Annotated in this window: 25 protein-coding genes and 1 pseudogene; 13 read left to right on the forward strand and 13 right to left on the reverse strand. The window is 76.4% G+C overall.

Annotated elements, in window-relative coordinates; all coding sequences use genetic code 11:
- From GSF02_RS14110 to GSF02_RS14120, 3 genes and pseudogenes are all read right to left on the reverse strand, one after another.
- Positions 1–567: pseudogene (locus GSF02_RS14110) on the reverse strand (hypothetical protein); the annotation flags it as partial.
- A gap of 280 nt (positions 568–847) precedes the next feature.
- A complete protein-coding gene (locus GSF02_RS14115; protein WP_159797600.1) occupies positions 848–1,891 on the reverse strand; it encodes a hemolysin family protein in 1,044 nt (347 codons plus the stop codon).
- On the reverse strand, positions 1,888–3,276 hold the full coding sequence (locus tag GSF02_RS14120) for a hemolysin family protein (protein ID WP_201308939.1): 1,389 nt from the start codon (positions 3,274–3,276) through the stop codon (positions 1,888–1,890). Before GSF02_RS14120 ends, GSF02_RS14115 begins: the two co-directional genes overlap by 4 nt.
- 248 nt (positions 3,277–3,524) lie before the next feature.
- Between GSF02_RS14120 and GSF02_RS14125 the strand changes: the two genes are divergently transcribed.
- The 3 genes from GSF02_RS14125 (at position 3,525) to GSF02_RS14135 (ending at position 9,636) form a co-directional block, all read left to right on the forward strand.
- Positions 3,525–4,283 (forward strand): response regulator transcription factor, encoded by a 759-nt coding sequence (locus GSF02_RS14125; RefSeq protein ID WP_268892893.1) that lies wholly within the window; start codon positions 3,525–3,527, stop codon positions 4,281–4,283.
- A gap of 3 nt (positions 4,284–4,286) precedes the next feature.
- On the forward strand, positions 4,287–5,426 hold the full coding sequence (locus GSF02_RS14130) for a sensor histidine kinase (RefSeq protein ID WP_159797602.1): 1,140 nt from the start codon (positions 4,287–4,289) through the stop codon (positions 5,424–5,426).
- Positions 5,427–5,814: 388 nt separating this feature from the next.
- Positions 5,815–9,636: a multifunctional oxoglutarate decarboxylase/oxoglutarate dehydrogenase thiamine pyrophosphate-binding subunit/dihydrolipoyllysine-residue succinyltransferase subunit gene (locus GSF02_RS14135; protein ID WP_235915582.1), complete on the forward strand. Its 3,822-nt coding sequence runs from the start codon at positions 5,815–5,817 to the stop codon at positions 9,634–9,636.
- 132 nt (positions 9,637–9,768) lie between these two features.
- On the opposite strand, the gene GSF02_RS14140 is transcribed toward GSF02_RS14135, so the two are convergent.
- A complete protein-coding gene (locus GSF02_RS14140) occupies positions 9,769–10,767 on the reverse strand; it encodes an aldo/keto reductase (protein WP_159797606.1) in 999 nt (332 codons plus the stop codon).
- Positions 10,768–10,840: 73 nt separating this feature from the next.
- Between GSF02_RS14140 and GSF02_RS14145 the strand changes: the two genes are divergently transcribed.
- Together GSF02_RS14145 and GSF02_RS14150 are read left to right on the forward strand one after the other, a co-directional pair.
- Positions 10,841–11,794, forward strand: coding sequence for an aldose 1-epimerase family protein (locus tag GSF02_RS14145; RefSeq protein WP_159797607.1), 954 nt, complete (start codon positions 10,841–10,843; stop codon positions 11,792–11,794).
- Positions 11,795–11,913: 119 nt separating this feature from the next.
- Positions 11,914–12,546 carry a GDSL-type esterase/lipase family protein gene (locus GSF02_RS14150; protein WP_159797609.1) on the forward strand — a complete coding sequence of 211 codons (633 nt, stop codon included), beginning with the start codon at positions 11,914–11,916 and terminating at the stop codon, positions 12,544–12,546.
- 21 nt (positions 12,547–12,567) lie between these two features.
- Here the strand turns inward: GSF02_RS14150 and GSF02_RS14155 are convergent, their stop codons facing one another.
- Positions 12,568–13,080, reverse strand: coding sequence for a mycothiol transferase (locus tag GSF02_RS14155; protein ID WP_159797611.1), 513 nt, complete (start codon positions 13,078–13,080; stop codon positions 12,568–12,570).
- 58 nt (positions 13,081–13,138) lie between these two features.
- The gene (locus GSF02_RS14160) at positions 13,139–14,023 is read right to left on the reverse strand and encodes a DUF4097 family beta strand repeat-containing protein (protein ID WP_159797613.1); all 885 of its coding nucleotides are present in this window, start codon (positions 14,021–14,023) and stop codon (positions 13,139–13,141) included.
- Between the two features lie 150 nt (positions 14,024–14,173).
- Here GSF02_RS14160 and GSF02_RS19165 point away from each other — a divergent pair, with 150 nt between their 5' ends.
- The gene (locus GSF02_RS19165; RefSeq protein ID WP_099052597.1) at positions 14,174–14,248 is read left to right on the forward strand and encodes a 50S ribosomal protein bL37; all 75 of its coding nucleotides are present in this window, start codon (positions 14,174–14,176) and stop codon (positions 14,246–14,248) included.
- A 115-nt stretch (positions 14,249–14,363) separates the two neighbouring features.
- Here the strand turns inward: GSF02_RS19165 and rsrA are convergent, their stop codons facing one another.
- Both rsrA and GSF02_RS14170 read right to left on the reverse strand, forming a co-directional pair.
- Positions 14,364–14,666, reverse strand: coding sequence for a mycothiol system anti-sigma-R factor (rsrA, locus tag GSF02_RS14165; RefSeq protein WP_235915583.1), 303 nt, complete (start codon positions 14,664–14,666; stop codon positions 14,364–14,366).
- Entirely contained in the window at positions 14,663–15,601 is a 939-nt protein-coding gene (locus GSF02_RS14170; RefSeq protein ID WP_328799033.1) for a sigma-70 family RNA polymerase sigma factor, read from the reverse strand. Before GSF02_RS14170 ends, rsrA begins: the two co-directional genes overlap by 4 nt.
- A gap of 140 nt (positions 15,602–15,741) precedes the next feature.
- Between GSF02_RS14170 and GSF02_RS14175 the strand changes: the two genes are divergently transcribed.
- The 4 genes from GSF02_RS14175 (at position 15,742) to hisN (ending at position 19,633) form a co-directional block, all read left to right on the forward strand.
- Positions 15,742–16,245: a DoxX family membrane protein gene (locus GSF02_RS14175; protein WP_159797615.1), complete on the forward strand. Its 504-nt coding sequence runs from the start codon at positions 15,742–15,744 to the stop codon at positions 16,243–16,245.
- Positions 16,246–16,337: 92 nt separating this feature from the next.
- Positions 16,338–17,702, forward strand: a complete 1,365-nt coding sequence (gene aroA, locus GSF02_RS14180) for a 3-phosphoshikimate 1-carboxyvinyltransferase (protein WP_159797617.1) — start codon at positions 16,338–16,340, stop codon at positions 17,700–17,702.
- Positions 17,702–18,829 (forward strand): ribosome small subunit-dependent GTPase A, encoded by a 1,128-nt coding sequence (rsgA, locus tag GSF02_RS14185; protein ID WP_159797619.1) that lies wholly within the window; start codon positions 17,702–17,704, stop codon positions 18,827–18,829. The genes aroA and rsgA overlap by 1 nt, the downstream gene beginning before the upstream one ends.
- Positions 18,830–18,832: 3 nt before the next feature.
- Positions 18,833–19,633: a histidinol-phosphatase gene (gene hisN / locus GSF02_RS14190; RefSeq protein ID WP_159797621.1), complete on the forward strand. Its 801-nt coding sequence runs from the start codon at positions 18,833–18,835 to the stop codon at positions 19,631–19,633.
- A gap of 10 nt (positions 19,634–19,643) precedes the next feature.
- On the opposite strand, the gene GSF02_RS14195 is transcribed toward hisN, so the two are convergent.
- The 3 genes from GSF02_RS14195 to GSF02_RS14205 form a co-directional block, all read right to left on the reverse strand.
- Complete coding sequence (locus tag GSF02_RS14195; RefSeq protein WP_159797623.1) at positions 19,644–20,210, reverse strand: DUF6912 family protein; 567 nt, start codon at positions 20,208–20,210, stop codon at positions 19,644–19,646.
- Positions 20,211–20,417: 207 nt separating this feature from the next.
- The gene (locus GSF02_RS14200; RefSeq protein ID WP_159797625.1) at positions 20,418–21,776 is read right to left on the reverse strand and encodes an AAA family ATPase; all 1,359 of its coding nucleotides are present in this window, start codon (positions 21,774–21,776) and stop codon (positions 20,418–20,420) included.
- Positions 21,776–22,426: a hypothetical protein gene (locus GSF02_RS14205; RefSeq protein ID WP_159797627.1), complete on the reverse strand. Its 651-nt coding sequence runs from the start codon at positions 22,424–22,426 to the stop codon at positions 21,776–21,778. Before GSF02_RS14205 ends, GSF02_RS14200 begins: the two co-directional genes overlap by 1 nt.
- A 155-nt stretch (positions 22,427–22,581) precedes the next feature.
- Between GSF02_RS14205 and GSF02_RS14210 the strand changes: the two genes are divergently transcribed.
- A complete protein-coding gene (locus GSF02_RS14210; protein ID WP_159797629.1) occupies positions 22,582–22,791 on the forward strand; it encodes a helix-turn-helix domain-containing protein in 210 nt (69 codons plus the stop codon).
- Positions 22,792–22,826: 35 nt separating this feature from the next.
- On the opposite strand, the gene GSF02_RS14215 is transcribed toward GSF02_RS14210, so the two are convergent.
- Positions 22,827–23,366 (reverse strand): hypothetical protein, encoded by a 540-nt coding sequence (locus tag GSF02_RS14215; RefSeq protein ID WP_159797631.1) that lies wholly within the window; start codon positions 23,364–23,366, stop codon positions 22,827–22,829.
- A 168-nt stretch (positions 23,367–23,534) separates the two neighbouring features.
- Between GSF02_RS14215 and GSF02_RS14220 the strand changes: the two genes are divergently transcribed.
- Entirely contained in the window at positions 23,535–24,413 is an 879-nt protein-coding gene (locus GSF02_RS14220; RefSeq protein ID WP_159797633.1) for a LysM peptidoglycan-binding domain-containing protein, read from the forward strand.
- 81 nt (positions 24,414–24,494) lie between these two features.
- The gene (locus tag GSF02_RS18640) at positions 24,495–25,241 is read left to right on the forward strand and encodes an Rv3235 family protein (RefSeq protein WP_201308940.1); all 747 of its coding nucleotides are present in this window, start codon (positions 24,495–24,497) and stop codon (positions 25,239–25,241) included.
- An 85-nt stretch (positions 25,242–25,326) separates the two neighbouring features.
- On the opposite strand, the gene GSF02_RS19170 is transcribed toward GSF02_RS18640, so the two are convergent.
- Positions 25,327–25,536, reverse strand: a complete 210-nt coding sequence (locus GSF02_RS19170; protein ID WP_408003899.1) for an SEC-C metal-binding domain-containing protein — start codon at positions 25,534–25,536, stop codon at positions 25,327–25,329.
- Between the last annotated feature and the right edge of the window lie 243 nt (positions 25,537–25,779).

Below are 25,779 nucleotides of genomic sequence, written 5' to 3' on the forward strand. Positions count from 1 at the left end.
GGTCCGGTCGGCCGGCTCGGGGGCGGGCGCGTCGACGGCGGGGGCCGGCGCGTCCGCCGGCGCCGGGAGCCCGGCGGCGATGGTGTCGAACCGGGCGCGCGCCGCGGTGGTGGCGCGGCGGGTCGCGCGCCACGGGGTCGCGTCGGTGGCCTCGACGGCGTCGGCGACAGCCCGGACGGGCGCGGTCGCCGGCGCCTCGGCGGCGTGCGGCGTGCCGTCCTGCTCGGCGAGGCGCGGGGCGGACTTCGCGGCCTGCGGCACCGCCGGGGTGCCGAGCACCGGGCTGATCGGGGCCGGGCCGGAGAAGGTGATGCCCCCGACGACCACGGTGTCCGACGAGCGCGCGGGGTCGGCGTGCCGCCCGCGGACGGCGCCGACGGCGGCCGGCCGGCCGACGGCCGGCTGGCGAGTGACCGCCACGGGTGCGGAGATGGTCCCGAGCGCGGTGGCCGGGCGGTACGCCGCCGTCGCCAGGGCCGCCTGGGCGGCGGCGCGGGCCTCGGCCTCCCGGCGCTCGCGCCGGGTCATCAGCGGGGGTCGCGGCGTCGTCCGGGGCGCTGCGTCCACGACACCTCCAACTGGCGGCCGGACGGGGGCGCACGCGCACCCCGCCCGAAAGGGCTGTACCTACGGTTCGCACGGCTCCGCGGCGAGCGTTCTCGCCGTCAGGCGGCACCCGGCCCGGGTCGTGCAGATCGAAAGGATCGCCCTGAGCGACCGTTCGACCCGGGAACCATATCGGCGCGCCCGCCGCCCGCCAAGCCCCCGTGTGAACGGAGTGTGACGGCCCGGCGCGGCGCCCCGGCATGTCGGCGGCTCACCCGCCGTTTCGTGACGCAGGTCACACTCAGGAGCGGGGGGTGCGGCGCTGCATGGCGTCCCGCACCTCGCCGACGAGCTCCTCGAGGATGTCCTCGAGGAACACCACGCCGCGCACGCCCTCGGGCCCCTCGACGCGCGCCAGGTGCGCCCCGGAGCGCTGCATGACGCGCAGCGCCTCCTCGACCTCGTCCCCCGGCCGCACCGAGGCCAGCGCCCGCACGCGCCAGGCGGGCACCGGCTCGTGCCGGTCGCCGTTCGTCGCGTAGAGCACGTCCTTCAGGTGCAGGTAGCCCACCATCACGCCGCCGGACGTCACGGGGAACCGGGAGAACCCGGTGCGCGAGACGAGGTGCTCGACGGCGTCCGGCGTCACGCCGTCGGCCACCGTGACCAGGCCGTCCACCGGCACCATGACGTCGCCGGCGGTGCGGGCGGAGAACTCGATCGCCGAGCCGAGCAGCCCCTGCTCGTCGCGCAGCAGCCCCTCCGCCTGCGAGTGCTCGACGATCGACTGCACCTCCTGCGCGGTGAACGCGGAGGCGACCTCGTCCTTGGGCTCGATGCCGGCCAGCCGCACGGCATGGTTGGCGACCCAGTTGAGCGCCACGATCACCGGCCGCAGCACCCGGCCGAGCAGCACGAGCGGCGGGCCGAACCACATCACCGCGGTGTCCGGCCCCGCCACCGCGAGGTTCTTCGGCACCATCTCGCCGAGCACCACGTGCAGGTAGACCACCACGAGCAGGGCGATGAGGAAGGCCACGGGGTGCACGAGGTCCTCGGGCAGCCCGGCGGCGTGGAACGGCCCCTCGAGCAGGTGCGCGACGGCCGGCTCGGCCACGATGCCCAGGCCCGTGGAGCACACGGTGACGCCCAGCTGGGCGCAGGCGAGCATGAGCGACACGTGCTCCATCGCCCACAGCACGGTGCGGGCGCGCCGGTCGCCCGCCTCCGCCCGCGGCTCGATGGACGAGCGGCGCGCCGAGAGGATGGCGAACTCCGCGCCGACGAAGAAGGCGTTGCCGGCCAGCAGCAGGACGGCGACCCAGACGGCTGTCGTGGTGCTCACCGGGCGCCCTCCCCGCGGCCGGCGTCGGCGGGCGCGCTGTCGAGGCCGGCCGGCTCGGGCGCGAGCTCGCGCACCCGCACACGCTCGGCGCGGCGGCCGACCATGGCCTCGACGCGCAGCAGCACGCGGCGCCCGGGCTGGGCGACCTCGATCTCGTCGCCCGCCTCGGGCAGGCGGCCCAGCCGGGCCATGACGAGCCCGCCGAGCGTCTCGTACGCCGGGTCCTCCGGCACGACGATGCGCGTGGTCTCCTCCAGCTCGTCGGGGCGCATGACGCCGGGCACCACCCAGGAGCCGTCGGCGGCGCGCACGGCGCCGGCCCGGCGCGGGTCGTGCTCGTCGGCGACGTCCCCGACGAGCTCCTCGACGACGTCCTCCAGCGTGACTATGCCGGACGTGCCGCCGTACTCGTCCACGACCACCGCCATCTGCAGGCCGAAGGAGCGCAGCTCGACCAGCAGCGGGCCGAGCCGGACGGTCTCCGGCACGCGCGGCGCGTCGACCATCAGCGCCGCGACCGGCACCTCGCCGCGCTTCTCGTGCGGCACGCCGACGGCGCGGCGCAGGTGCACGATGCCGACCACGTCGTCGCGGTCGTCCCCGATCACCGGGAACCGCGAGTGCCCGGTGCGGCGCGACAGGGCGATGACGTCGTCGGCGGTGTCGTCGCGCCCGAGCACGGCCATGCGCAGGCGGTCGGTCATGACGTCGCGCGCGGACAGCTCGTCGAGCTCGATGGAGTTGGTCAGCAGCGTGGCCACCGACTGCTCGAGCGTGCCCTCCTGCGCGGAGCGCTTCACCAGGCTCAGCAGCTCCTGGGCGGAGCGCGCGCCGGACAGCTCCTCGCGCGGCTCGACGCCCACGCGCCGCAGCAGCGCGTTGGCCGACCCGTTGAGCAGCACCACGAGCGGCTTGAAGACCTTCGTGAAGCCGCGCTGGAGCGGGACCACGAGCGTGGCGGTGCCGACGGGCGCGCTGAGCGCGAAGTTCTTGGGGATGAGCTCGCCGAACACCATCGAGAAGACGTTGACGACCGCGAGCGCCAGGACCCCGGCCAGCACCGTGGCGACGCCCTGCGCGAGGGGGGTGGCCCCCAGGCCGGCCGAGAAGAGGCTCAGCAGCGCGGGCTGGGCGGTGTAGCCCAGCAGGATCGTGGTGAGGGTGATGCCCACCTGGGCCGAGCTGAGCTCGGTCGACAGGTGCTTGAGCCCGGCCCGGACGGAGCGCGCCCGCCAGCCGGTGCGGGGACTGTCGCCCTCCGCGTCGTCGCCGTCCCCCAGGACGGCGGGGTCGAGCGTCACGAGCGAGAACTCGCTCGCGACGAAGACGGCGGTGCCGGCGGTGAGCAGCACGCCGACCGCGAGCATCAGCCAGTCGCCTAGCACGCGGCACCTCCCGGCGCGCCGCTGCCGGCGGCACCCTCAGGACGGTGGCTGTCGGGTCGGGGGCGCACGGCCAGGGCGTCGGCCCGGGGGGCGGGATGTCGGCTCTCGTCCATCGTGGCACCGATCGTAGCGAGGACATGGAGAGCTTGCGCAGGACGCGCGCAGGCCCGGGGCGCACGGCGGGAGACCTTGCGCAGGACACGCCCGGCGTCCAGGGCACGCCCAGCCTCCTGTGACACATTGGTGCCATGGCACCTGCGTCCTTCCCGAGCCCCGGCGCGGCCGGCGCCGGCTCCACCGCCGCAGTCCCCTCGCAGAGCGCGACCGTGCTGGTCGTCGAGGACGAGATGGCGATCGCCACCGCGGTGGCCCAGCGACTGTCCGCCGAGGGCTGGCGCGTGGAGGTCGCGCGCGACGGCCTGGCCGCCGTCGACGCCGCCGCCCGCCTGCGCCCCGACCTCATCGTGCTCGACGTCATGCTCCCGGGCATCGACGGGCTCGAGGTCACCCGCCGCATCCAGGCCGAGCAGCCCGTGCCGATCCTCATGCTCACCGCGCGCGACGACGAGACGGACATGCTCGTGGGCCTCGGCGTCGGGGCCGACGACTACATGACCAAGCCGTTCTCGATGCGCGAGCTGGTGGCGCGCGTCAAGGCGCTGCTGCGGCGCGTCGAGCGGGCCCAGCAGGCCGCCGCGACGACGCCGTCGGACCCGCCCATCGCGATGGGCGACGTCACCATCGACAAGGCGCAGCGCCGGGTGCACCGCGCGGGCGAGGAGGTGCACCTGACGCCCACCGAGTTCGAGCTGCTGGTGATGCTCGCCAGCTCCCCCAAGACGGTGCTCACCCGCGAGCGGCTGCTGGCCGAGGTGTGGGACTGGGCCGACGCGAGCGGCACCCGCACCGTCGACTCCCACATCAAGGCGCTGCGCCGCAAGCTCGGGCCGGACCTGATCCGCACCGTGCACGGCGTCGGCTACGCGTTCGAGCCCCCGCAGGCCTGAGGCGTGGCCGAGCCCGCCGGCCCGCCCGCCCGCCACCCCGCGGAGCGCAGGCACCACCGCCGCATCCCCGACGTGCGCCCGCTCGACCCGCTGCGCTCGATCAAGATCAAGCTCGGCGTGCTCGTCGCCGCGGCGGTGACCTTCGCCGCCGCGCTGACGTGGCTCGGCCTGCGGGTGCAGCTCGGCCCGAGCCGCACCTTCCCCCTCGTCATCGTGCTGTCGCTCGTGCTCACGCAGGTGCTCGCGCGCGGCATGACGTCGCCGCTGCGCGAGATGACGGCGGCGGCCCAGGCGATGGCCGCCGGGGACTACTCCCAGCGCGTGCGCGCCACGAGCCGGGACGAGGTGGGCCAGCTCGCCGCGACGTTCAACCAGATGGCCGAGGACCTCGCGTCCTCGGACCGCACCCGCCGCGACCTCATCGCGAACGTCTCGCACGAGCTGCGCACGCCGGTGGCGGCGCTGCAGGCGCAGCTGGAGAACCTGGTCGACGGCGTCGCCGAGCCGACGCCCGCCACGCTCGAGCTCGCGCTCGACCAGACCGAGCGGCTCACGCGCCTGGTGACCTACCTGCTCGACCTGTCCCGCGTGGAGGCCGGCGCCTCGGCCCTGACGATCAGCAGCATCCCGGTGGGCGACTTCCTCGAGGACACCGCCGAGGCGCTGTCGATGGTCGATGCCTCGAAGAACCTGCGCTACGTCGTCGACGTCACGCCGCCCGACCTCGCGCTCGAGGCCGACGCCGAGCGCCTGCGCCAGATCGTCACCAACCTGCTCCAGAACGCCATCCGGCACTCCCCGCCCGGCGGCGAGGTGCGCCTGGACGCCTACCCCGACGGGGACGACGTGGTCATCGAGGTGTCCGACCAGGGCCCCGGCATCGCGCCGGAGGACCGCGAGCGGATCTTCGAGCGGTTCGCCCGCGGCTCGACGGCGTCGCACGCCCAGCCCGGGCTGGGCGTGCCGACCGCCAGCGGCGGCACCGGCATCGGCCTGGCCATCGTGCGCTGGGCGGTCGACCTGCACGGCGGCACCGTCGGCGTCGCCGACTCCCCCGCCGGCCAGGGCGCGACCCTGCGGCTGCGGCTGCCCGCCGTCGCGCACCCGGCGCCGGGCGTCACGATGTCGACCGGCCGCGACTGAGCCGCGGGTTTCTGACACCCGCCGCCGCGGCCTCGCACCGTGACCCCCTCCGCGGCGCTCGCGCCGCGGAGCCCGCGAGCCGTGGGCGGCCCGGCGGCGCGCCCGGGCCCCGCCCGGGCCGCAGTGAGATCCGTCACAGAGGTCATGACGCCCACCGCCGACCTGGTCAGCGGTTGACGCGAGGTCGACGTTCGGTGACGGACCGTTGCCCCGCGTTTTGCCTCCGCCGACCACGCGGCCGAACCGGGCGCCCGACGCGCCGCGGCCCCCGTCGTGGACGTGTGCCCCAAGGCATAGGCTGGCCGTACCCGCCGGTGGGCCCGCCACGAGCTCGGCCCGGGGCGGGCGACCCGACCGTGCAACAGGTGTGAAAGTGGGCGATCCGCGCGTGTCCCCGAAGGCTGAGTCAGAGACGATCAGCACCAGCGCTGGTGCCTCGTTCGGAGCCAATGCCTGGCTCGTCGACGAGCTGTACCAGCAGTACCTCCAGGACAGGAACGCGGTGGACCCCGCGTGGTGGGACTTCTTCGCCGACTACAAGCCCGGTGAGGCCGAGCCCGCCGACGGCAAGCCCGCCGACGGGGCGCCGGCCGCGAGCGCGCAGGCCGCGTCGGCCACCGCCGCGACGGCGCCGGCCGACAGCCCGGCCGCGCAGTCGCCGGCCGCGGTCGAGGCCCAGCCCGCCGCCCGCCAGCAGGCCCCCGCGGCCCCCGCGCGCCAGGAGGCCCCCGCGGCGCCCGCGCCCGCGGCGCCGCAGCCGGTCGAGCCCGAGGGCGAGCTGCCGGTCGCGACGGCCCAGCCGACCACCGCCCCCTACGCCGAGGCCGCGCGCAGCAAGCCGAAGCCGCACGTCGAGGCGCAGGACGAGGTCGCCAAGCTCCGCGGCCCCGCCGCCCGCGTGGTGACGAACATGGAGGCCTCGCTCGAGGTCCCCACCGCGACGTCGGTGCGCGCGGTGCCCGCCAAGCTGATGGTGGACAACCGCATCGTCATCAACAACCACCTGTCGCGCACGCGCGGCGGCAAGGTGTCGTTCACCCACCTCATCGGCTTCGCGCTCGTCGAGGCGCTGGCCGACATGCCGGTGATGAACGCCCACTACCAGGTCGTCGACGGCAAGCCCGGCGTGGTCCAGCCCGCGCACGTGGGCTTCGGCCTCGCGATCGACCTCGCCAAGCCGGACGGCTCGCGCCAGCTGCTCGTGCCGAGCATCAAGGCCGCCGAGGAGCTCGACTTCGCCGGCTTCGTCTCCGCGTACGAGGACCTGGTGCGCAAGGCCCGCGGCGGCAAGCTCGGCGTCGAGGACTTCCAGGGCACCACGATCTCCCTGACCAACCCGGGCGGCATCGGCACGGTGCACTCGGTGCCCCGCCTCATGCAGGGCCAGGGCACGATCATCGGCGTCGGCGCCATGGACTACCCCGCCGAGTTCGCCGGGGCCTCCGAGGAGCGCCTGTCGCGCATGGGCGTGTCGAAGGTCATGACGCTCACCTCGACCTACGACCACCGCATCATCCAGGGCGCCCAGTCCGGCGAGTTCCTCAAGCTCATCGCCGACAAGCTGCTCGGCCTGGACGGCTTCTACGACCGCGTCTTCGCGTCGCTGCGCGTGCCGTACGAGCCGGTGCGCTGGGTGCGCGACAACAACAAGGACGACGACGTCGAGGCCGCCAAGCCGGCGCGCATCGCCGAGCTGGTGCACGCGTACCGCTCGCGCGGCCACCTCATGGCGGACACCGACCCGATCGCCTACCGCCAGCGCAAGCACCCGGACCTCGACGTGCAGAGCCACGGCCTGACGCTGTGGGACCTGGACCGCACGTTCCCCACCGCCGGCTTCGGCGGCAAGCCCAAGGCCACCCTCCGCGAGATCCTCGGCCTGCTGCGCGACTCGTACTGCCGCACCATCGGCGTCGAGTACATGCACATCGCCGACCCGGCCCAGCGCCGCTGGCTCCAGGAGCGCCTCGAGTCCGGCTACGCGCGCACCCCGCGCGAGGACCAGCTGCGGATCCTGCGCCGCCTCAACTCCGCCGAGGCGTTCGAGACGTTCCTGCAGACCAAGTTCGTGGGCCAGAAGCGCTTCTCGCTCGAGGGCGGCGAGTCGCTCATCCCGCTGCTCGACGCGATCCTGTCGAAGGCGGCCGAGAACGGCCTCGACGAGGTCGGCATCGGCATGGCCCACCGCGGCCGGCTCAACGTGCTCGCCAACATCGCCGGCAAGAGCTACGCGCAGATCTTCCGGGAGTTCGAGGGCCAGCTCGACCCCAAGAGCGTGCAGGGCTCCGGCGACGTGAAGTACCACCTCGGCACCGAGGGCACGTTCACCGCCGAGTCGGGCGCCACCACGAAGGTCTACCTCGCGGCCAACCCGTCGCACCTGGAGGCCGTGGACCCGGTGCTCGAGGGCGTCGTGCGCGCCAAGCAGGACCGCATCGACCTCGGCGGCGACGGGTTCTCCGTGCTGCCGATCCTCGTGCACGGCGACGCCGCCTTCGCCGGCCAGGGCGTGGTGCCGGAGGTGCTCAACCTCTCGCAGCTGCGCGGCTACCGCACCGGCGGCACGATCCACGTCATCGTCAACAACCAGGTCGGCTTCACCACCGGCCCGGCGAGCTCGCGCTCGACGACGTACGCCACCGACGTGGCCAAGGGCTTCCAGATCCCGGTCTTCCACGTCAACGGCGACGACCCCGAGGCCGTCGTCCGCGTGGCCGAGCTCGCCTTCGCCTACCGCGAGCAGTTCGACCGCGACGTGATCGTCGACATGGTCTGCTACCGCCGCCGCGGCCACAACGAGGGCGACGACCCGTCGATGACGCAGCCGCTGATGTACAACCTCATCGAGGCCAAGCGCTCGGTGCGCAAGCTGTACACCGAGAACCTGGTGGCACGCGGCGACATCACCGTCGAGGAGGCCGAGCAGGCGCTGCAGGACTACCAGCAGCAGCTCGAGCGGGTCTTCACCGAGACGAAGTCGGGCGTGAACTCCGAGCCGCAGGCCGAGCACGTCCTGGGCCTGGAGCGCCCGGAGGCGCAGCGCGAGGACGCCGGCACGATGGTCGGCTGGAAGACCGCGGTGCCGCACACCGTGCTCGAGCGCATCGGCGAGGCGCACGTGTCGCCGCCCGAGGGCTTCGCGGTGCACCCCAAGCTGGGCAAGCTGCTGGAGAACCGCCAGCTGATGTCCAAGGAGGGCGGCATCGACTGGGGCTTCGGCGAGATCCTCGCCTTCGGCTCGCTGCTCATGGAGGGCACCCCGGTCCGCCTCGCCGGCCAGGACTCGCGCCGCGGCACGTTCACGCAGCGCCACGCGGTCTTCCACGACCGCGAGACGGGCGCCGAGTGGACGCCGCTGCAGTACCTCACGCAGGACCAGGCGAAGTTCTGGGTGTACGACTCCTCGCTGAGCGAGTACGCCGCCCTGGGCTTCGAGTACGGCTACTCGGTGGAGCGCCCGGACGCCCTGGTCATGTGGGAGGCGCAGTTCGGCGACTTCGTCAACGGCGCCCAGACGGTCATCGACGAGTTCATCTCGTCGGCCGAGCAGAAGTGGGGCCAGACCTCGTCGCTGGTGATGCTCCTGCCGCACGGCTACGAGGGGCAGGGCCCGGACCACTCGTCGGCCCGCATCGAGCGGTTCCTGCAGCTCGCGGCCGAGGACAACATGGTCATCGCCCAGCCGTCCACGCCGGCGTCGTACTTCCACCTGCTGCGCCAGCAGGCGTACCGCCGCCCGCGCAAGCCGCTCATCGTCTTCACGCCGAAGCAGCTGCTGCGCCTGAAGGCGGCGGCCTCCGCGGTCGAGGACTTCACCACCGGCACGTTCCGCCCGGTCATCGCGGACACGCTCGACCCGGCGGGGGTGCGCAAGGTCGTGCTGTGCACCGGCCGCCTCTACTACGACCTGCTGGCCGAGCGCACCAAGCGCGGGGACACGACCACCGCGCTCGTGCGCCTCGAGCAGCTCTACCCGCTGCCCCTGGAGGAGATCCGGGCCGAGCTGGCCAAGTACGCCGGCGCGGACGTCGTGTGGGCGCAGGACGAGCCGGAGAACCAGGGCGCGTGGTCGTTCCTGCACCTGGCGCTGCCGGAGGACCTGCCCCGCGTGCGCGTCGCCTCCCGCCCGGCGTCGGCGTCGACCGCGGCCGGCACGGCCAAGCTGCACCAGGCCCAGCAGCGGACGCTGCTCGACCAGGTCTTCGCCTGACGGCTCCCGCCTGACGGGCGCCGCGCCCGCACGACGACGGCCCGCCACCCCGAGGGGTGGCGGGCCGTCGTCGTGGTCGCCGTGCCGGCGTCGGCACCGGCGGCGCCTGGCGGGTGCCCGGCGCCGCCGCGGTCACCAGCGCTCGTGCACCGCGGCGCGGAAGTGCCGGTCGTAGATCTCGCGCACGCCGCTGTTGAACAGCGGCCCGAGGGTGGGCGCGGAGCCCGCCTCGGCGTTGGAGCGGGCCTGCTCGGCGCTGCGGGCGCCGGGGATGACCGTGGAGACGCCCGGCTGCTGCCAGACCCAGGCGACGGCGGCCTGCGCCGGCGTCAGGCCGGTGTCGCCGAGCGTCGTGCGCACCAGCTCGGAGAACTCCGCCGCGGCGGTGACGCCCGTCTCGAAGTCGACCCCGGAGAACGTCTCGCCGACGTCGAACGCCTCGCCGCGGCGGTTGAAGCTGCGGTGGTCGGACTCCGCGAAGGTGGTCTCCTTGGTGTACCGCCCCGACAGCAGGCCGGAGGCCAGCGGCACGCGGGCGATGATGCCCACCCCGGCCGCGGAGGCGGCGGGCAGCACCTCCTCCAGCGGCTTGAGCCGGAACGCGTTGAGGATGATCTGCACCGTCGCGACGTTCGGGCGCGCGATCGCCTCGAGCGCCTCCGACGTCTTCTCCACGCTCACGCCGTAGGCGGCCATGACGCCCTCGGCGACCAGCTGGTCGAGCGCGTCGTACACCTCGGTCGTGGAGTACACGGCCGACGGCGGGCAGTGCAGCTGCACGAGGTCGAGCGTGTCGACCCCGAGGTTGCGCCGCGACCGGTCGGTCCACTCCCGGAAGTGGCGCAGCACGTAGTTCTCCGGCACCTGGTCCGTGCGCCGGCCCATCTTCGTGGCCACCGTGATGCCGGCGTCGCCGTGGTCCTTGAGGAACGCCCCGATCGCCTGCTCGCTGCGGCCGTCGCCGTAGACGTCCGCCGTGTCGTAGAACGTGACGCCCGCCTCCAGGGCGGCCTCGAGCACGGCCCGCGCCTCGTCGTCGGCGACCTCGCCCCAGTCCGCGCCGAGCTGCCACGTGCCCAGCCCGACCACCGAGACCAGGCGGCCGGTGCGGCCGAGTACCTGATTTTCCATCGTTCCTCCTGAATGCTCAGTGACCAAACATAGGTGTGACGCGCTCCGCTGGCCTCACGGCTACGGTGTGAACGTGACCACCAGTCAGAACACCAGTCTCTTCCCCACCAGCGCGGACGCCGCGCCGACACCCCCGTCGGGCGCCCAGCACGTCCTCGTGCACGGCGCGCACCGCGCCGTCGTCGCCGAGGTCGGCGCCATGGTCCGCGAGTACACCGTGGACGGGCGCGACGTGCTGGTGCCGTTCCGCGAGGACGAGGTGGCGCCCGTGTTCAACGCCGCCGTGCTGGTGCCGTGGCCCAACCGGCTGCGCGACGGCCGCTACGCCGTCGACGGACGGGCCTACCAGCTCGCCGTGAGCGAGCCGGAGCGCGGCACCGCGCTGCACGGCCTGGCCGCGTGGGAGCGCTGGAGCGCCGTCGACGCCGCCGAGGACGCCGTCACGCTGGAGCTCGCGCTGCCGGCGCAGAAGGGCTGGCCGTTCCAGCTCGTCACCCGGGTGCGCTACGCGCTGTCGGACGCCGGCCTCGAGGTGATGCTGACGACCCGCAACGCCGGGGCCGGCACCGCGCCGTACGGCGTCGGCTTCCACCCCTGGCTGTCCAGCGGCGGCGCGGACCTCGACGAGTGCACCGTGCGCCTCGACGCCGCCACCCACGTCACCGTCGACGACCGCCTGCTGCCGACCGGCACGGAGCCCGTGACCGGCGACTATGACCTGCGCGAGGCGCGGTCCCTGGCGGGCCTCGACCTCGACGACGCGTGGGTCGACCCGCTGCGCGACGCCGACGGGCTCTCCTGGTGCCTGCTGGGCTGCCCCGACGGGCGCACCCCCGCGGTGTGGATGGACGGGTCGCTGGACTGCTGGCAGGTGTGCTCGGCGAACCACATCGACGGCTACGAGCGCTACGGGCTCGCCGCGGAGCCGATGAGCTGCGTGGCGGACGCGTTCAACACCGGCGAGCGCCTCGTGCACCTGGCCCCCGGGGACGAGCACACCGTCCGCTGGGGCGTCACGCTCCGCTGAGCCGCGCCGCGCGGGCGGTGCGCGCACCGCCCGCGCGGCACCCCGCACGCCCCGCCGGGCCGACGACGTCGCCGGTCAGCGGCGTGGAGTGCGGCCGCGCCGGGCCGAGGGGGGCCACAATGTCGGGGCATCGGTACGACGAGGAGAGGTCCGTGGCGGAACGCGAGGTGCGCATCTGCGTCGTCGGCGACGAGCTGAGCGCGGGCGTGGGCGACCCCCGCGCGCTGGGCTGGGTGGGCCGGGTGATGGCCCGCACCCGCTTCGAGCGGCCGGCGATGCTGTTCACGCTCGCGGTGCCGGGCGAGACGACCACGGGGCTCGGCGCCCGCTGGGAGGCCGAGGCGGCCGCGCGGTTCGACCCGGAGTGCGACAACCGCCTCGTCGTCGCGCTGGGCCGGCACGACGTCGCCACGGGCCACTCCGTGGCGCGCTCGCGCCTCAACCTCGCCAACGTGCTCGACGTCGCCGACTCCTGGCGCGTCCCGGCGTTCGTCGTCGGCCCGCCGCCCGGGCGCGCGGAGGACGGCAGGCGGCTGGCCGAGCTGTCCGCCGCGTTCGCCGACGTCGCGTCCCGCCGCCGCACCCCCTACGTGGACACCTACACGCCGCTGGCGCAGCACGAGCAGTGGCTGGCCGACCTGGCCCAGAGCGGGTCCGGCTACCCGGGCCAGGCCGGCTACGGCCTCATGGCGTGGCTGGTGCTGCACACGGGCTGGCACCAGTGGCTGGGCCTGCCCGACGACGCGTCCTGACGGCGCGCCCCCGGGCCGGCCTCAGCGCCCCGTGCGCTCCAGCACGCCCCGCACGTAGGCGGCCTGCGCGACGTGCTGCTGGCAGTCGCCGATCACGCTGACCAGGCGCACGCCGAGGGTCACCGGGGGGTCCCAGCGCGTGTCGACGACCCGGTCGAGGTCCGCGTCGTCGAGCGAGCCGACGTACTTCACGGTCTCGGCGTGCACCGCGTCGTGGTAGCCGCGCAGCAGCTCGGCGCTCGCCCGCACGGCGGCCACCTGGTCCGGGTCGTGGCCGTAGCCGGTGTCGGACGGCGCGAGGGGCAGGCCGAAGCGCTCGGCCCAGCCCGCCGAGGTCCACACCTGCTCGGTGCCGGCGGCGTCGGCCACGTGGTCGTCCTGCACGCGGGTCAGGTGCCACACCAGCCAGGCGATCGAGTTCGCCGCGGGGTCGAGGCGGGCAGTCAGCAGCCCGTCGTCGGCGCCGTCCAGCACGGCGTGGACGAGCTCGGGGATGCGGTCGAAGGCGTCGAGGAGGACGTCACGAGATCTCATGGCCCCCACCCTGCCGACCGCGCCCGGATCGCGCGAGGCGGGACCGCGTGTGCTGCGGTCACCCGCGCCGCACGCGCGTCGTGCCGCTGACGGTCGACGCGGACACGTAGGCGGCCGCCCCGGTCTCGGCGAGCTCGACGACGACGCCGCGCGTCGAGGCGCTGGGCTGCGCGGCCCCGTCGAGCTCCACCCGACCCGACACGCTGCGGACGCGCAGGTTGACGGGCGTGCCGGACGCGAGGGACACCGTGACGTCGCCCGAGACGCTGCGGGCGGTCACGAGCGGCGTCGTGCCCTCCGCCCGCACGTCCAGGTCGCCCGAGACCGTGTGGGCGGCGACGCGCCCCAGCGCGCCGGCGACCGACAGCCGCCCGGAGACGCCGTCGAGCGTGACGTCGCCGCGGTGGTCGACCACGTGCACGGCGCCGCTGACGGTCCGGACCGTCAGCGGCCCGGCGGCCCCGCGCGCGGACACGTCGCCCCCGACGGTCTTGACGGCGGTGCCGGCGGCGGTGCCCGCGAGCTCGACGGCGGCGCTCACCACCGCGACGTCGACGGGGAGCGTCGCGGGCACCGTGAGGCGCAGGGCGACGGGGCCGTCCTCGCGCGCCGTGCGGAGGTTCTCGAGCAGGCCGCCCAGGCCGCCGCGCGGGTGCCGGCCGACGCGCAGGGCACCCTCCTCGACCACCACGTGCACGGGCCGCGGGCCGGGGTCGACCACGTCCACGGTGACGCCGTCGGCGCGCGCGGCGTCCGCGACGACCTCGACCGTGCCGCTGGCGACGCGCACCGCGAGCGAGCGCGCGGCCGGGACCTCGACCACCTGGGGCGTGGCGACGGTCCACGCCTGCGTGCCCGGGGCCCGGCCGGGCGCGCCGTGCGGCGCGGGGTCGTGCGGACGCGGCGGCAGGTCGGGGGTCGTCGGCTCGTGGGGGGTGGTCATCGCGTGGCCTCCGGTCGGCGGTGTCTTCGGTGAGGTCAGCGTGCCACGGAAGGGGGCCGGTCAGCAGCCGCGGGCGCGCGGGGCACCCGCGGGCGTGTGGGACCATAGGGGCGACACATGTCGTCAGATCCGATGCTGGGAGTTACAGCCATGAGCAAGCGCGGTCGCAAGCGTCGTAGCCGCAAGGGCAACGCCGCGAACCACGGCAAGCGTCCCAACGCCTGAGCACAGGCAGCAGACGTGACGAAGGGCCGGGACCCCGCGGGGTCCCGGCCCTTCGTCGCGCTCCGGCGTCGGGCGCGTGCCGGACGCGCGTGTCAGGCGCGCGTGCCAGCGCGTGTCAGGGCTTGAGCGCCATGACGCTCAGCTGCTGGTGGATGCGCACGCGCAGCGTCTCGGGCGCGCGCTCGCTGCAGGAGCGGCGCACCAGCTGCTTGACGAGCTCCTCGACGCTCAGCTCCGCCAGGCAGGGCGAGCAGTGGGCCACGTGCGCCCGCATGCGCTGCTCGTCCGCCGGGGTCATCTCCGAGTCGAGGAACTCGTAGAGGTGCTCGAGCGCGTGCTCGCACTCGGTCTGCCCCGCCGTCTCGTGCGGGATCGGGGTCACGGGTTCCGTGCCCGCCGACGGCTCCTGCGCGTTCACTGCTCACCTCCGTGCGACGGCGCCTGGGCGCCGGCCGGGACCAGGCCACGCTGCGTCGCGTAGTCGGCCAGCAGCTCGCGCAGCTGACGACGCCCGCGGTGCAGCCGGGACATCACCGTCCCGATCGGCGTACCCATGATCTCGGCGATCTCCTTGTAGGGGAAGCCCTCGACGTCCGCGTAGTACACGACCATGCGGCGGTCCTCGGGCAGGGTCGCGAGGGCTCGCTTGACGTCCGAGTCCGGGAGGCGGTCCAGCGCCTCGGCCTCGGCGGAGCGCAGCCCCTGCGACGTGTGCGACGCGGCGCGGGCGATCTGCCAGTCCTCGACCTCCTCGGCCTGGGACTGCTGCGGCTCGCGCTGCTTCTTGCGATAGCTGTTGATGAAGGTGTTCGTGAGGATCCGGTACAGCCAGGCCTTGAGGTTGGTGCCGGGCTTGTACTGGTGGAACGCCGCGAACGCCTTGGCGAACGTCTCCTGCACCAGGTCCTCCGCGTCCGCGGGGTTGCGCGTCATGCGCAGCGCGGCCGAGTAGAGCTGGTCCAGGTACTGCAGGGCGTCGGACTCGAAGCGCGCGGCGCGCGCTGCCGAGCCCTCGTCCTCCGGGGCGCGGTCCGTCTGCTCCGGGTCGATGACGTCGGCCGCGGCGTCGACCGGCTCGGGGCCGTCGGTGCGCGGTCGGCTCGTGGTGGGGGCGCTCTCCGCCTCGCGCGGGGGCGCGACGACGCCGTCCGTGTCGTCTCGCCCCTCGGGGGCCGGCATGTCGGGGCTCATCGACGTCGAGCCTAGCCCGCCCCCGTAGGGCTCGCGGGACCAGTCCGCCAGCGCGGGGCCGACGGCGGGCGCCGGCTGCTTCACCAGGCCGTCGACCTGGGAGGGGACGTCGAAGAGCCGCACGCGGCGGGCGGACGTCTGCGGGGTGGAGCACGGGATCACGACTGCGACAACGCCGTCGTCGGCGCCTCCATTCCCGTCCCCGTCCTCGTCCCCGCCCGCGTCCAAGTTCCCGTCCCCGTCCCCGCCGCCGCGCCCCGCACGCCCTGCGAGACCGCCCGACGTCTGCCAAGGTGGGTCGCATGCTGCTGCGTCGCTTCGCCAGGCCCCTCCTGGCCACCTCGTTCGTCTACGACGGCGTGCAGGCCGCGCTCCACCCGGCCGAGCACACGGCCGCCGCCCGCGAGGGCGCCACCCTCGCCACCGACCGCCTCGGCGTCAAGCCGCTGAGCGACGCGCAGCTGACGCTGTGCGTGCGCGCGCACGGCGTCGCCACCGCGCTCGCCGGCGTGCTGCTGGGCCTCGGCAAGGCGCCGCGCACCGCCGCGCTCGCGCTCGCCGCGCTCACCGTGCCGCTGGCCGTCGTCAACGAGCCCTTCACCACCAAGGGCGCTGAGCGCCAGGCCAGGGCCACGAAGTTCGTGCGCAACCTCGGCGCGGTCGGGGCGGCGCTCATCGCCGGCGTCGACACCGAGGGCCGCCCGGGGGTGGCGTGGCGCGTGAGCCACGCGCGCCAGGCCGCGGCCAAGGCGACGGCGAGGTCGGCGCGCAAGGCCGAGAAGAAGCTCGGCGACGTCGCGTCCTGAGGCGCGCCCGGGGCCGCGGAGCGGTCGGCGGCGCCGTCTCACCACCGCCGGCGCGCGGCCGTGGCAGCGCGCCGTCAACTAGCCTCGTCGCCATGACGTCGACCGCGCCCGGCACCCGCCCCTCCGCCCCCGCGCCCGCGTGGGAGGCGCCCGTCGCGACCGGGGCGCTCGACGCCGTCGTCGAGGTGCCCGGCAGCAAGTCGCTGACCAACCGCCTGCTCGTGCTCGCGGCCCTCGCGGACGGGCCCGGAATGCTGCGCGGCGCGCTGCGCAGCCGCGACGCCGACCTCATGATCGCGGCGCTGCGCGCGCTGGGGGCGGACGTCGTCGAGGGCGACGCCCCCTCGACGCTGCACGTCACCCCCGGCCGCCTCACCGGCGACGTCGACGTCTTCACCGGGCTCGCCGGCACCGTGATGCGCTTCCTGCCGCCGGTCGCGGCGCTGGCCGACGGCCCGGTGCGGTTCGACGGCGACCCCCAGGCGCGCGTGCGGCCCATGCTCCCGGTGCTCGCGGCCCTGCACGCCCTCGGCGTCGACGTCCGTGCGGGCGCCGGCGAGGGCGGCCCGGCGCACGGGACCCAGGACTTCCCCGCGCACCTGCCCTTCACCGTGGTGGGCACCGGCGCCCTGCGGGGCGGCAGCGTGGACGTCGACGCCTCCGCGTCGTCGCAGTTCGTGTCGGGCCTGCTCCTGGCCGCCGCCCGGTACGACGAGGGCCTGACCGTGCGGCACATCGGCGCGACGCTGCCGAGCCTGCCGCACATCGCGATGACCGTGGAGACGCTGCGCGAGGTCGGCGTCGTGGTGGACGACTCGCGCGACGGCATCTGGCACGTGGCGCCGGGCCCGGTCGCCGCGCGGGACGTGCGCGTCGAGCCCGACCTGTCGAACGCCGCGCCGTTCCTCGCCGCCGCGCTCGTCGCCGGCGGCACCGTGGCCGTGCCCGGCTGGCCCGCGCGCACCACGCAGCCCGGCGCGATGGTGCCGGACCTGCTCACGCGGATGGGCGGCAGCGCCCGGCTCGACGGCGACGTCCTGCGCGTGTCGGGCACCGGGCAGGTGCGCGGCATCGACGTCGACCTGCGCGCCGCGGGCGAGCTCGCCCCGACGATCGCCGCGCTGGCGGCCCTGGCGGACTCCCCCAGCCGCCTGCGCGGCATCGGCCACCTGCGCGGCCACGAGACCGACCGGCTGGCCGCGCTCGCCGCCGAGATCACCCGGCTGGGCGGCCGGGCCGAGGAGACCCGCGACGGCCTCGTGATCACCCCGCGCCCGCTCCACGGCGCCACGTTCCGCACCTACGCCGACCACCGGATGGCGACGTCGGGCGCCCTCATCGGCCTGCGCGTGCCGGGCGTGCTCGTCGAGGACGTCGAGACCACCGCCAAGACGCTGCCCGGGTTCGCCGGGCTGTGGACGTCGATGCTGGCGGGCTCCGCGGTGGAGGGCCGCTGATGGCGCGCGCCCGCGACGAGCACGAGCGCTGGGCGCGGCCCTCGAAGCGGGGCAGCCGGCCCCGCACCAAGCAGCGGCCCGAGCACGCCGACGCCCTGGTCGGGCTCGTCACCGGCGTCGACCGCGGCCGGTACACGCTGCTGCTCGACGAGGGCGGGCCGCACGAGCGCGACGTGCTGGCGATGAAGGCCCGCGAGCTGACGCGCACCCGCGTGGTCGTCGGCGACCGGGTCGACGTCGTCGGCGACACGTCCGGCGAGAGGGACACGCTCGCGCGCATCGTGCGCATCACCGAGCGCACCTCGGTGCTGCGCCGCACCGCGGACGACACCGACCCCTACGAGCGCATCGTGGTGGCCAACGCCGACCAGCTCGTCGTGGTCACGGCGCTCGCGCAGCCCGAGCCGCGCACCGGGATGATCGACCGGGCGGTGGTGGCGGCCTACGACGCCGGCATGGACGTGCTGCTGTGCCTGACCAAGGCCGACCTCGCCGCGCCCGACACCCTGCGGGAGCTGTACGAGCCGCTCGGCGTGGAGGTGGTCGTGACGCGGCGCGAGGGCGACGGCGCGGGCGGGGACGGCTCCGGCGGTACGCCGGACGACGGCGCCGCGGCCGGCTCGCTGGCGCTGGCCCCGGCCTCCGTGGAGGACGTGCGCGACCGGCTGCGCGGGCGCGTCTCGGTGCTGCTCGGCCACTCCGGCGTCGGCAAGTCCACCCTCGTCAACGCCTTGGTCCCCGGGGCCTCGCGGGCCACCGGGCACGTCAACGACGTCACCGGGCGGGGCCGGCACACCTCGACGTCGGCCGTCGCGCTGCGGCTGCCGGCCGGCCCGGGCACCGGCGAGGGCGCCAGGACCGGCTACGACGGCTGGGTGATCGACACCCCCGGCATCCGCTCGTTCGGGCTGGCGCACGTCGAGGTCGACAACCTGCTGCGCGCGTTCGAGGACCTCGACGCGGCGGCCGAGGAGTGCCCGCGCGGGTGCACGCACCTGGCCGACGCGCCGGACTGCGCCCTGGACGAGTGGGTCGAGGCGACCGACGACGCCCAGGCGCGGGCGACACGCGCCCTGCGGCTGGCGTCGTTCCGACGCCTGCTCGCCTCGCGCACCGCTACCGTGTGAGCCGTGCCCCCCACCCCCACCGGCCGTACGTACGAGGACGACCTGCGCCTGGCCCACGTCATCGCCGACCAGGTCGACGCCCTGACCATGGACCGGTTCCGCGCGCTCGACCTGCACGTCGAGACCAAGCCGGACAGCACGCCGGTCTCGGACGCCGACCGCGCGGCGGAGGAGTTCGTGCGCGCGCAGCTGCGCCGCGCCCGCACCCGCGACGCGATCGTGGGCGAGGAGTTCGGCACGTCGGCCGGCAGCGGGCCGCGGCGGTGGATCGTCGACCCGATCGACGGGACCAAGAACTTCGTGCGCGGCGTGCCGGTGTGGGCGACGCTCATCGCGCTGGCCGACGGGGACGAGGTGGTGATGGGCCTGGTGTCCGCGCCCGCGCTGGGCCGGCGCTGGTGGGCCGCCAAGGGGTCCGGCGCGTGGACCGGCAAGTCGCTCGCCGCGGCGACCCGGCTGTCGGTCTCCGGCGTGCGCACCCTCGAGGACGCCTCCTTCTCCTACTCGTCGCTGTCCGGCTGGGAGGAGCGCGACAAGCTGTCCGGGTTCCTCGACCTCACGCGCCGGTGCTACCGCACCCGCGGCTACGGCGACTTCTGGTCCTACATGCTCGTGGCCGAGGGCGCCGCGGACATCGCGGCCGAGCCCGAGCTCGAGCTGCACGACATGGCCGCGCTGGTGCCGATCGTCACCGAGGCCGGCGGGCGGTTCACCTCGCTCGAGGGCGAGCCGGGTCCCTGGGGCGGCAACGCGGTGGCGACCAACGGCCGCCTGCACGACGAGGTGCTGGTCTACCTCGGCTGACCCGCCCGGGTCACGGTCGCGGGATCGCCGCGATCTCCGTCGGGTCGTACCAGAGCAGGTCCCGGTCCGTGACGCGCTGCAGCGCGTCGTCCAGCACCGACTCCGACGCCGCCGCGACGTCGTCCGCCGCCTCGGCGTCGCTCTCCTCGTCGGCGGCGGCGAGCACGTCCCGCACGTCGCCGGCAGCCTCGGGCTCGTCGACGTGCACCGCGACCACGGCGGTGCCCGGCACCTCCCGGGTCACCCGCACGGCCGACGGCACGGCCGCGCCGTCGTCGGCGCCGCCGTCGAACCCGCCGCCGGCCGCCGTGAGGACGACGGCGTCGGGCACCTCGACCGTGACGACGACCCGCAGCGGGACGGCGTCGCCGCGGGCGGCGACCAGCAGCAGCGAGTCGTGCGCGGCGGCGAGGAACGCGGCGTACTCCCGCCCCTCCTCGTCCTCGTCCGGCAGGGCGCCGGCGAGCGCGGGCGTGACGGCGTGCGCGCCGCGCGGCGGCACGCACCACGTCGCCCCGGTCGCGGTCACGGTGGCGGACGCCAGCTCGTCGAGGGTGGCAGGCACGTACAGGCGCATGGGCACAGTGTGCCCTGCCGGCGGCGGACGCACGACGGCGCCCGTCGCAGGGGGGGCAGGCGGGCGCCGTCGTGTCGTGGCCCGCCGCAAGGGGGACGGGCGGGCCGGGTCGGCGCCGGAGGGGGGATGGCGCCGTTCCGTTCATGATTCAACAACCTTCGGCCGCCCGCCGCCAGGGGCCGGCGCTGTGAGGTGCGGAACACCGCCTCAGACCGGCGCCGGCGCGCGCAGGCGGTCCGCGAGCCCGGCGAACGCCAGCCGTGCCGGCGACGCCGGGGCGTGCTCCGCGAGGGACCGGCCGGCCAGCAGCGCGCCGTCGCAGCCCGCCGGGTCGTCCGGCACCACGACCAGGTCGCCGACCCCGGCGTAGCGCTCCAGCGCGGCGCGTACCGCCGCCTCCGGCCGGGGGCCGACGGCCGCCGCCCGCACGCGGTTGACGACGACCGCCGTCGGCCGCGGAACGGGCACCGGGGCCTCCCGCAGCTCCTCCAGCCCGCGCACCAGGCGCTGCACGCCCACGGGGTCCCCCGCGCCGACCACCACGACGTCGTCCGCGGCGGCGAGCGCGGCGAGCGTCGCGGCGTTGCGCTGCGGCGCCTGGGTGTCGTACATGAGCAGCTCGTCGGCCTCGAGCACCGCACCTGTGTCGACGACGGTCCAGGCCGCCAGCTCGCGCGCACGCTCGAGCACCACCTCCAGGGCCGAGGCCGGCACCTCCGGCCACCGGGCCGCCCGTGTCAGCCCGGTGAGGACCCGCAGCCCCCGCGCCAGCACCGGGGCGTGCCGCGCCAGCGTCGCCAGGTCGAGGGTGCCCTGGCCCGCGGCCCGGGCGACGGCCGCCAGTCCCGGCGCGTCGTCGAGCAGCCCGAGCCGGGCGGCCAGCGAGGAGCCGTAGGTGTCGGCGTCGACGAGCAGCACCGGGCGCGGGTCGGCCGGTGGCTCCTCCCCCGCCTCGCCGGCGCGGCGCCCGCGGGCGGAGCGCCGCCGGCCGCGGGCCGCGGCCACGCCCGCCAGCTCGTGGGCCAGCTCGAGCGCCGTGGTGGTGCGTCCCGGGGCGCCGACCGGCCCCCAGACGACCACCACGCGGCCCGGCTGCACCCGCCCGGACGCCTCGGCCTCCGCCGCGTCGGCGTCGCCGGCGGCCCCGAGCGCGGTCGCCGGCGCGCCCTCCTCCGGAGCGGCGTCGGGCCCCGCCCCGGGCGCGCCCGGCGTCCCCGCCGCCTGCTGCACCGCGGCCACGACCGCGTCGGCGTCGAGGCGCGCGCCGTCCAGCACCACGTCGGCCCCCAGCGCGCGCAGCCGGTCGGCCGGCACGGCGTCGGCGAGCGCGACGACCCGGACGCCGGAGCCGTGGAGCCGCGCGACCGCCTCGCGGTCCAGGCCGGGCAGGTCGCCCGAGACGACGGCGACGGCACCGGCACCGGCGGCGGCCGCGGCGAGCAGCTCGGTGAGGTCGCCGCAGCGCCGCGTGACGACCGTCCCGGCGCCGGGCCCGCCGAGCGCGACGACGAGGTCCGCCTCGCCCGCCCCGCGCACCGCCGACAGGACGGTGACCGGCGCGGCCATCAGGCCCCCGCTCCCGGCACCGGGACCACCGCGACGCTGCCGCCCTCGCGCAGCGCGCCGAGCACCGCCGGCAGCTCGTCGGTGGGCACCAGGACGTGCAGCGTGGCGGTGGAGCCGACCACCAGCCCCCCGTCGGCCGCGTCGACCTGCTCCACGAGGACGCCCTGCACCAGCGAGGTCGGCGGCTCCGGCTCCTGGCCGGCCGCCGCCTCCGGCACCGACCACAGGTCGACGCGGGCGCCCTTGCGGACGCGCTCGCTCAGCCCCTCGCTCACCGGCACGGCGACCGAGCGCAGGTCGACGGCGTCCGCGCGCCCCAGCGCGGAGTGCGGCAGCAGCTCGCCGGCGTCGACCACCCGCGTCACCACCAGCCCCTCGGGCAGCGGCTCGTCCGCGCGCAGGTAGAGCTCCGCGCCGCTGCCCAGGCGCACGTCGACGGTGCGCAGCGCGTCGGGGCTCAGCGGGTCGCCCGGGGTCAGCGCGCCGTCCGCCGCCCACACCGGGACGGTCCGGGACGCGGAGCTCACGGCCCACGAGCCGAGGGCCACGGCGAGCGCCACGAGGACGACGCCGACGACGAGGCGGGGGTCGCGCCAGCCGGGCCGGCGCAGGCGCGGCGCGACGGGCGCCGGGAGGTGCTGGGTGCTCACTGGTGTCCTTCCGATGCGGGCGCGCCGGGGCGCGCGGCCGGGGAAACCGTGTCGACGTCGACCATCATGCGCAGTTGTCCGCGGTCAGGCGTCACCACCTGTGGACAACCGTCGTCCAGCGTGGCGCAGGGGCCCGGCTGTGCGATCCTGAGGGTATGGCCGGACGCTTCCTGACGCTCGCAGACGTCGAGGAGATGCTCAACATCTCCGCCCGCCAGGCCTACGCCCTGGTGCGCAGCGGCGAGCTGGCGGCGATCCAGGTGGGCGGCCGCGGCGTCTGGCGCGTCGAGGCCAGCGAGCTCGAGGCCTACATCGAGCGGCAGTACGCCAGGACGCGCGAGCGCGTCGCCTCCGGGGACGTCTAGGCCCCTGGCGCAGCGGCCTGCGCCGGCGCGGCCGCTCACGCCTGGCTCACCCGCAGCAGCGCGGTGAACGGCACGACCCGCGGCCGCGGCGCCGCCTCCGTCTCGTCGATGTCGAGGTGGTCGGCGCCGATGCGGACAAGCCGGCCGACCGCCTGGCCTGCGCGGGTGCGCACGACGACCCGGGCGCGGTCGCGCTGCAGGCGCCGCAGCACCGTGCCGAGCCCCAGGGCGTCCGTGCGTGCCGTCGACGGCACCGCCTGACGGCCGAGCCCGACCACCGACGCGACGGCCGCCAGCGGGACGAGGTGCTCGACCTGCCCGGAGGCGCCCCGTCCGTCGAGCAGCACCCAGGTCGCGGCCGCGCGGCGCACCACCCCGGCCACCCGCTCGCCGTCCGCCAGCTCCACGGTCACGGGCGCGCCGAGCGCCGCACGGCAGCGGTCCGCCAGCGGGATCGCCGCGTGCTCGGCGCGCGTCAGCTCCGCCACGGCGTCGCCGCGCTCGGCGACCTCGTGGGCGACGAGCTGCGCCTCGAGGTCGGCGAACAGCAGCTCCCATCGGCCCGGGCCGTCCATGCGTCCACCCCCCTGCCACCGACCCCCACCGGCTCGCGCAGCGCGTCCGCTCCGACCGCTGCACCTCTGGACACCATAGCCCGGGTGTGGTTGCCTGGCGGCATCGGATGTCGTCAAACGTCATCAAACGGCATCACACGACAGCATGAGGTCGGCGCAGGGGGCGACATGACCACCGAGAAGTCCACGGACCACCGCACCGCGGGCCGGCGCCCGCCCGCTGCCGCAGCCGCGCCCACCCCGGCACGCGCCACCCGGTCGGGTCCGGTCCGACGCGCCGGGGCGCGCCTGCTGGCCCTGACCCTCGGGGCGGGCGCCGCCGGGGCGCTGCTCGGTGCCCGGGCCCTCACGGTCGCGCCGGCGGCGACCGGGCCCGGCTCCCGCACCGAGACGTGGGTGGAGCTCGCCATGGTGGCCGTGGGCGGCGTCGCAGCGTGCTGGGTCGCGCTGGGCGCCGCGCTCGGCCTCGCCGTGCTGGTCGCCGCAGGGCTGGGCGTGCGGTGGCGCGCCGGCGAGGCGGCGGTGCGCCGGCTGGCGCCCGGTCTCGTACGCCGGCTCGTCCGGGTCGGCGTGGGTGTCGGCGTCGGCGCCGGCCTCGTGGTCGCACCGACGACGGCGACGGCGGCCGAGACCCACCCCGGCCCCGGCGCGCCCGCACCGGCGACCGTCGACCTGGGCTGGCAGCCGACCGCGCCCGACGGCCCCGCCGACCCCGACGCGCCGGTCCGCGCGGCGCCGACGGACGTGGAGGACCCGGCGGCGGCGGCGCCGGCGGAGGAGCCGGCTGCCCCGTCAGAGCCGGCGGACGTCGACGTCGCGGCGGAGGTGCGCCGGGACACCGCGCACCCCGGGCCGGCACCCGACGGGTCGGTCGTCGTCCACCGCGGCGACACCCTGTGGGACATCGCCGCCCGGTGGCTCGGCGGCTCGCCCTCGGACGGCGAGATCCTCGCCGCGACCGTGCGGTGGCACGAGGCCAACCGCGACGTCGTCGGCGACGACCCCGACCTCGTGCTGCCCGGGCAGGTGCTGCGCCCGCCCGCGTGAGCCCACGTCACCGCTCGCCCCGTCGCCTCGTCACGCCGCCTCGCCACGCCGCTCAGCAGCCGCACCCGATCGGAGGGAACGATGACCAGGACCACGCCCGCCGGCGCGTTCGAGGCGCGCGGCGTCCCACCCCGCACGATCCCACCCCGCCCGGCCGCACCCCGCCCACCCGTCGCGGACCGTGCGCCACGCACCGCGGAGCGCGACGCCCCGGCGGCGCCCGCCTCGCGCCGTGGCACGCCGGTGCCGCAGGACGCCACGGCACGGCCGGACGCCACGGCGCAGCCCGCGCGCGTGCGGCGCATCCGGGTCGCCGCGCTCCCCCAGCCGGTGCGGCCCGGCACGCCGCCGGCGGCCCCGAGCCGCCCACCGGGCCGGGTGCGGCGGGTGCGCATCGGCGTCGACCGGGCCGGCTGGGCCGACCGCGACGAGGTCCTCGACGAGGTGGCCGCCGCGCACCCGAGCGCCGCGACTGCGCCCGCGCCGCTGCCCGACCCCACTGCCCTGTGCTGCAGCGTGGTGCGCGCCGCGGTCGAGGTGCTGCGCGGCGACCGCGGCGTCGCCCAGCTCGCGCGCTGGGTCACGCCCGTGGTGCTCGACCAGCTCGGCGAGCGCGCGCGTCTGGTGCACGACGCGGCGGCCGCCGGGCACGCTCCCGCCGCGCTGCGCGGCCGCCCGGTACGGGTGCGCCGGGTCCGCCTCGAGCGGCGCGGCGACAGCGCGGAGGCCACGGTGGTGCTCGACGACGCCGGCCGGGTGCGAGCCGCGGCCGTGCGCCTGGAGGCGTGGCGCGGGCAGTGGCGGGTCGCGGTGCTCGAGATCGCGTGAGCGCGCGGCGCCGCCGAGACGCGCAGGGCCGCGGTGGCGATCGCCACCGCGGCCCTGCGCGTGTCCCTCCGCGGCCGTCAGCCCGTCACTGCTCGTTCTGGCCGTGGCAGACCTTGTACTTCTTGCCGGAGCCGCACGGGCACGGCGCGTTGCGCGGGGTGCCGGGGAACGTGCGGCCGTCGCTCTCGGGCGCCGAGGCCTCGCCGTGCAGCGCGCGGCGGGCGCGGCGCGCCGCCTCCGGGCTGGAGCCCGAGACGGCGGTCGCGCCGTCCTCGCCCGGCCCGCTGAACGCCATCGGCACCTGCTGTCCCGGGCCGTCCAGGCCCTTGCCGACCAGCACCGGCTCCTGCGCGGCCGAGGCCTGCGCGGCGCGGGCGGCCGACAGCGTCGACTCGGCGGCGGCAGCGGCGGGCGCCGGCTCCTGGGTGCGGGCGACGGCCTCGGCCGGCGTCTCGGCGGGCGGCTCCGCCGGGCCCTCGGCGCGGGTGCCGTCCTGCGGCGTACCGTCCTGCGGCGCCGTCGCCGGGGCGACCGTGGG

The sequence above is a fragment of the Puerhibacterium puerhi genome (genome assembly GCF_009846865.1).
GTDB lineage: Bacteria > Actinomycetota > Actinomycetes > Actinomycetales > Cellulomonadaceae > Puerhibacterium > Puerhibacterium puerhi.

Excerpts from the sequence above, each read along its gene's own strand:
- GSF02_RS14210 (WP_159797629.1), top strand. The coding sequence starts at position 22,582 with ATGGCCGGACGCTTCCTGACGCTCGCAGACGTCGAGGAGATGCTCAAC.
- GSF02_RS14125 (WP_268892893.1), top strand. The coding sequence starts at position 3,525 with ATGGCACCTGCGTCCTTCCCGAGCCCCGGCGCGGCCGGCGCCGGCTCC.
- GSF02_RS14195 (WP_159797623.1), bottom strand. The coding sequence starts at position 20,210 with ATGCGCCTGTACGTGCCTGCCACCCTCGACGAGCTGGCGTCCGCCACC.
- rsgA (WP_159797619.1), top strand. The coding sequence starts at position 17,702 with ATGGCGCGCGCCCGCGACGAGCACGAGCGCTGGGCGCGGCCCTCGAAG.
- GSF02_RS14150 (WP_159797609.1), top strand. The coding sequence starts at position 11,914 with ATGTCGGGGCATCGGTACGACGAGGAGAGGTCCGTGGCGGAACGCGAG.
- GSF02_RS14215 (WP_159797631.1), bottom strand. The coding sequence starts at position 23,366 with ATGGACGGCCCGGGCCGATGGGAGCTGCTGTTCGCCGACCTCGAGGCG.
- GSF02_RS14160 (WP_159797613.1), bottom strand. The coding sequence starts at position 14,023 with ATGACCACCCCCCACGAGCCGACGACCCCCGACCTGCCGCCGCGTCCG.
- GSF02_RS14155 (WP_159797611.1), bottom strand. The coding sequence starts at position 13,080 with ATGAGATCTCGTGACGTCCTCCTCGACGCCTTCGACCGCATCCCCGAG.
- GSF02_RS19170 (WP_408003899.1), bottom strand. The coding sequence starts at position 25,536 with ATGGCGTTCAGCGGGCCGGGCGAGGACGGCGCGACCGCCGTCTCGGGC.
- aroA (WP_159797617.1), top strand. The coding sequence starts at position 16,338 with ATGACGTCGACCGCGCCCGGCACCCGCCCCTCCGCCCCCGCGCCCGCG.
- GSF02_RS14220 (WP_159797633.1), top strand. The coding sequence starts at position 23,535 with ATGACCACCGAGAAGTCCACGGACCACCGCACCGCGGGCCGGCGCCCG.
- GSF02_RS14175 (WP_159797615.1), top strand. The coding sequence starts at position 15,742 with ATGCTGCTGCGTCGCTTCGCCAGGCCCCTCCTGGCCACCTCGTTCGTC.
- GSF02_RS18640 (WP_201308940.1), top strand. The coding sequence starts at position 24,495 with ATGACCAGGACCACGCCCGCCGGCGCGTTCGAGGCGCGCGGCGTCCCA.
- GSF02_RS14200 (WP_159797625.1), bottom strand. The coding sequence starts at position 21,776 with ATGGCCGCGCCGGTCACCGTCCTGTCGGCGGTGCGCGGGGCGGGCGAG.
- GSF02_RS14140 (WP_159797606.1), bottom strand. The coding sequence starts at position 10,767 with ATGGAAAATCAGGTACTCGGCCGCACCGGCCGCCTGGTCTCGGTGGTC.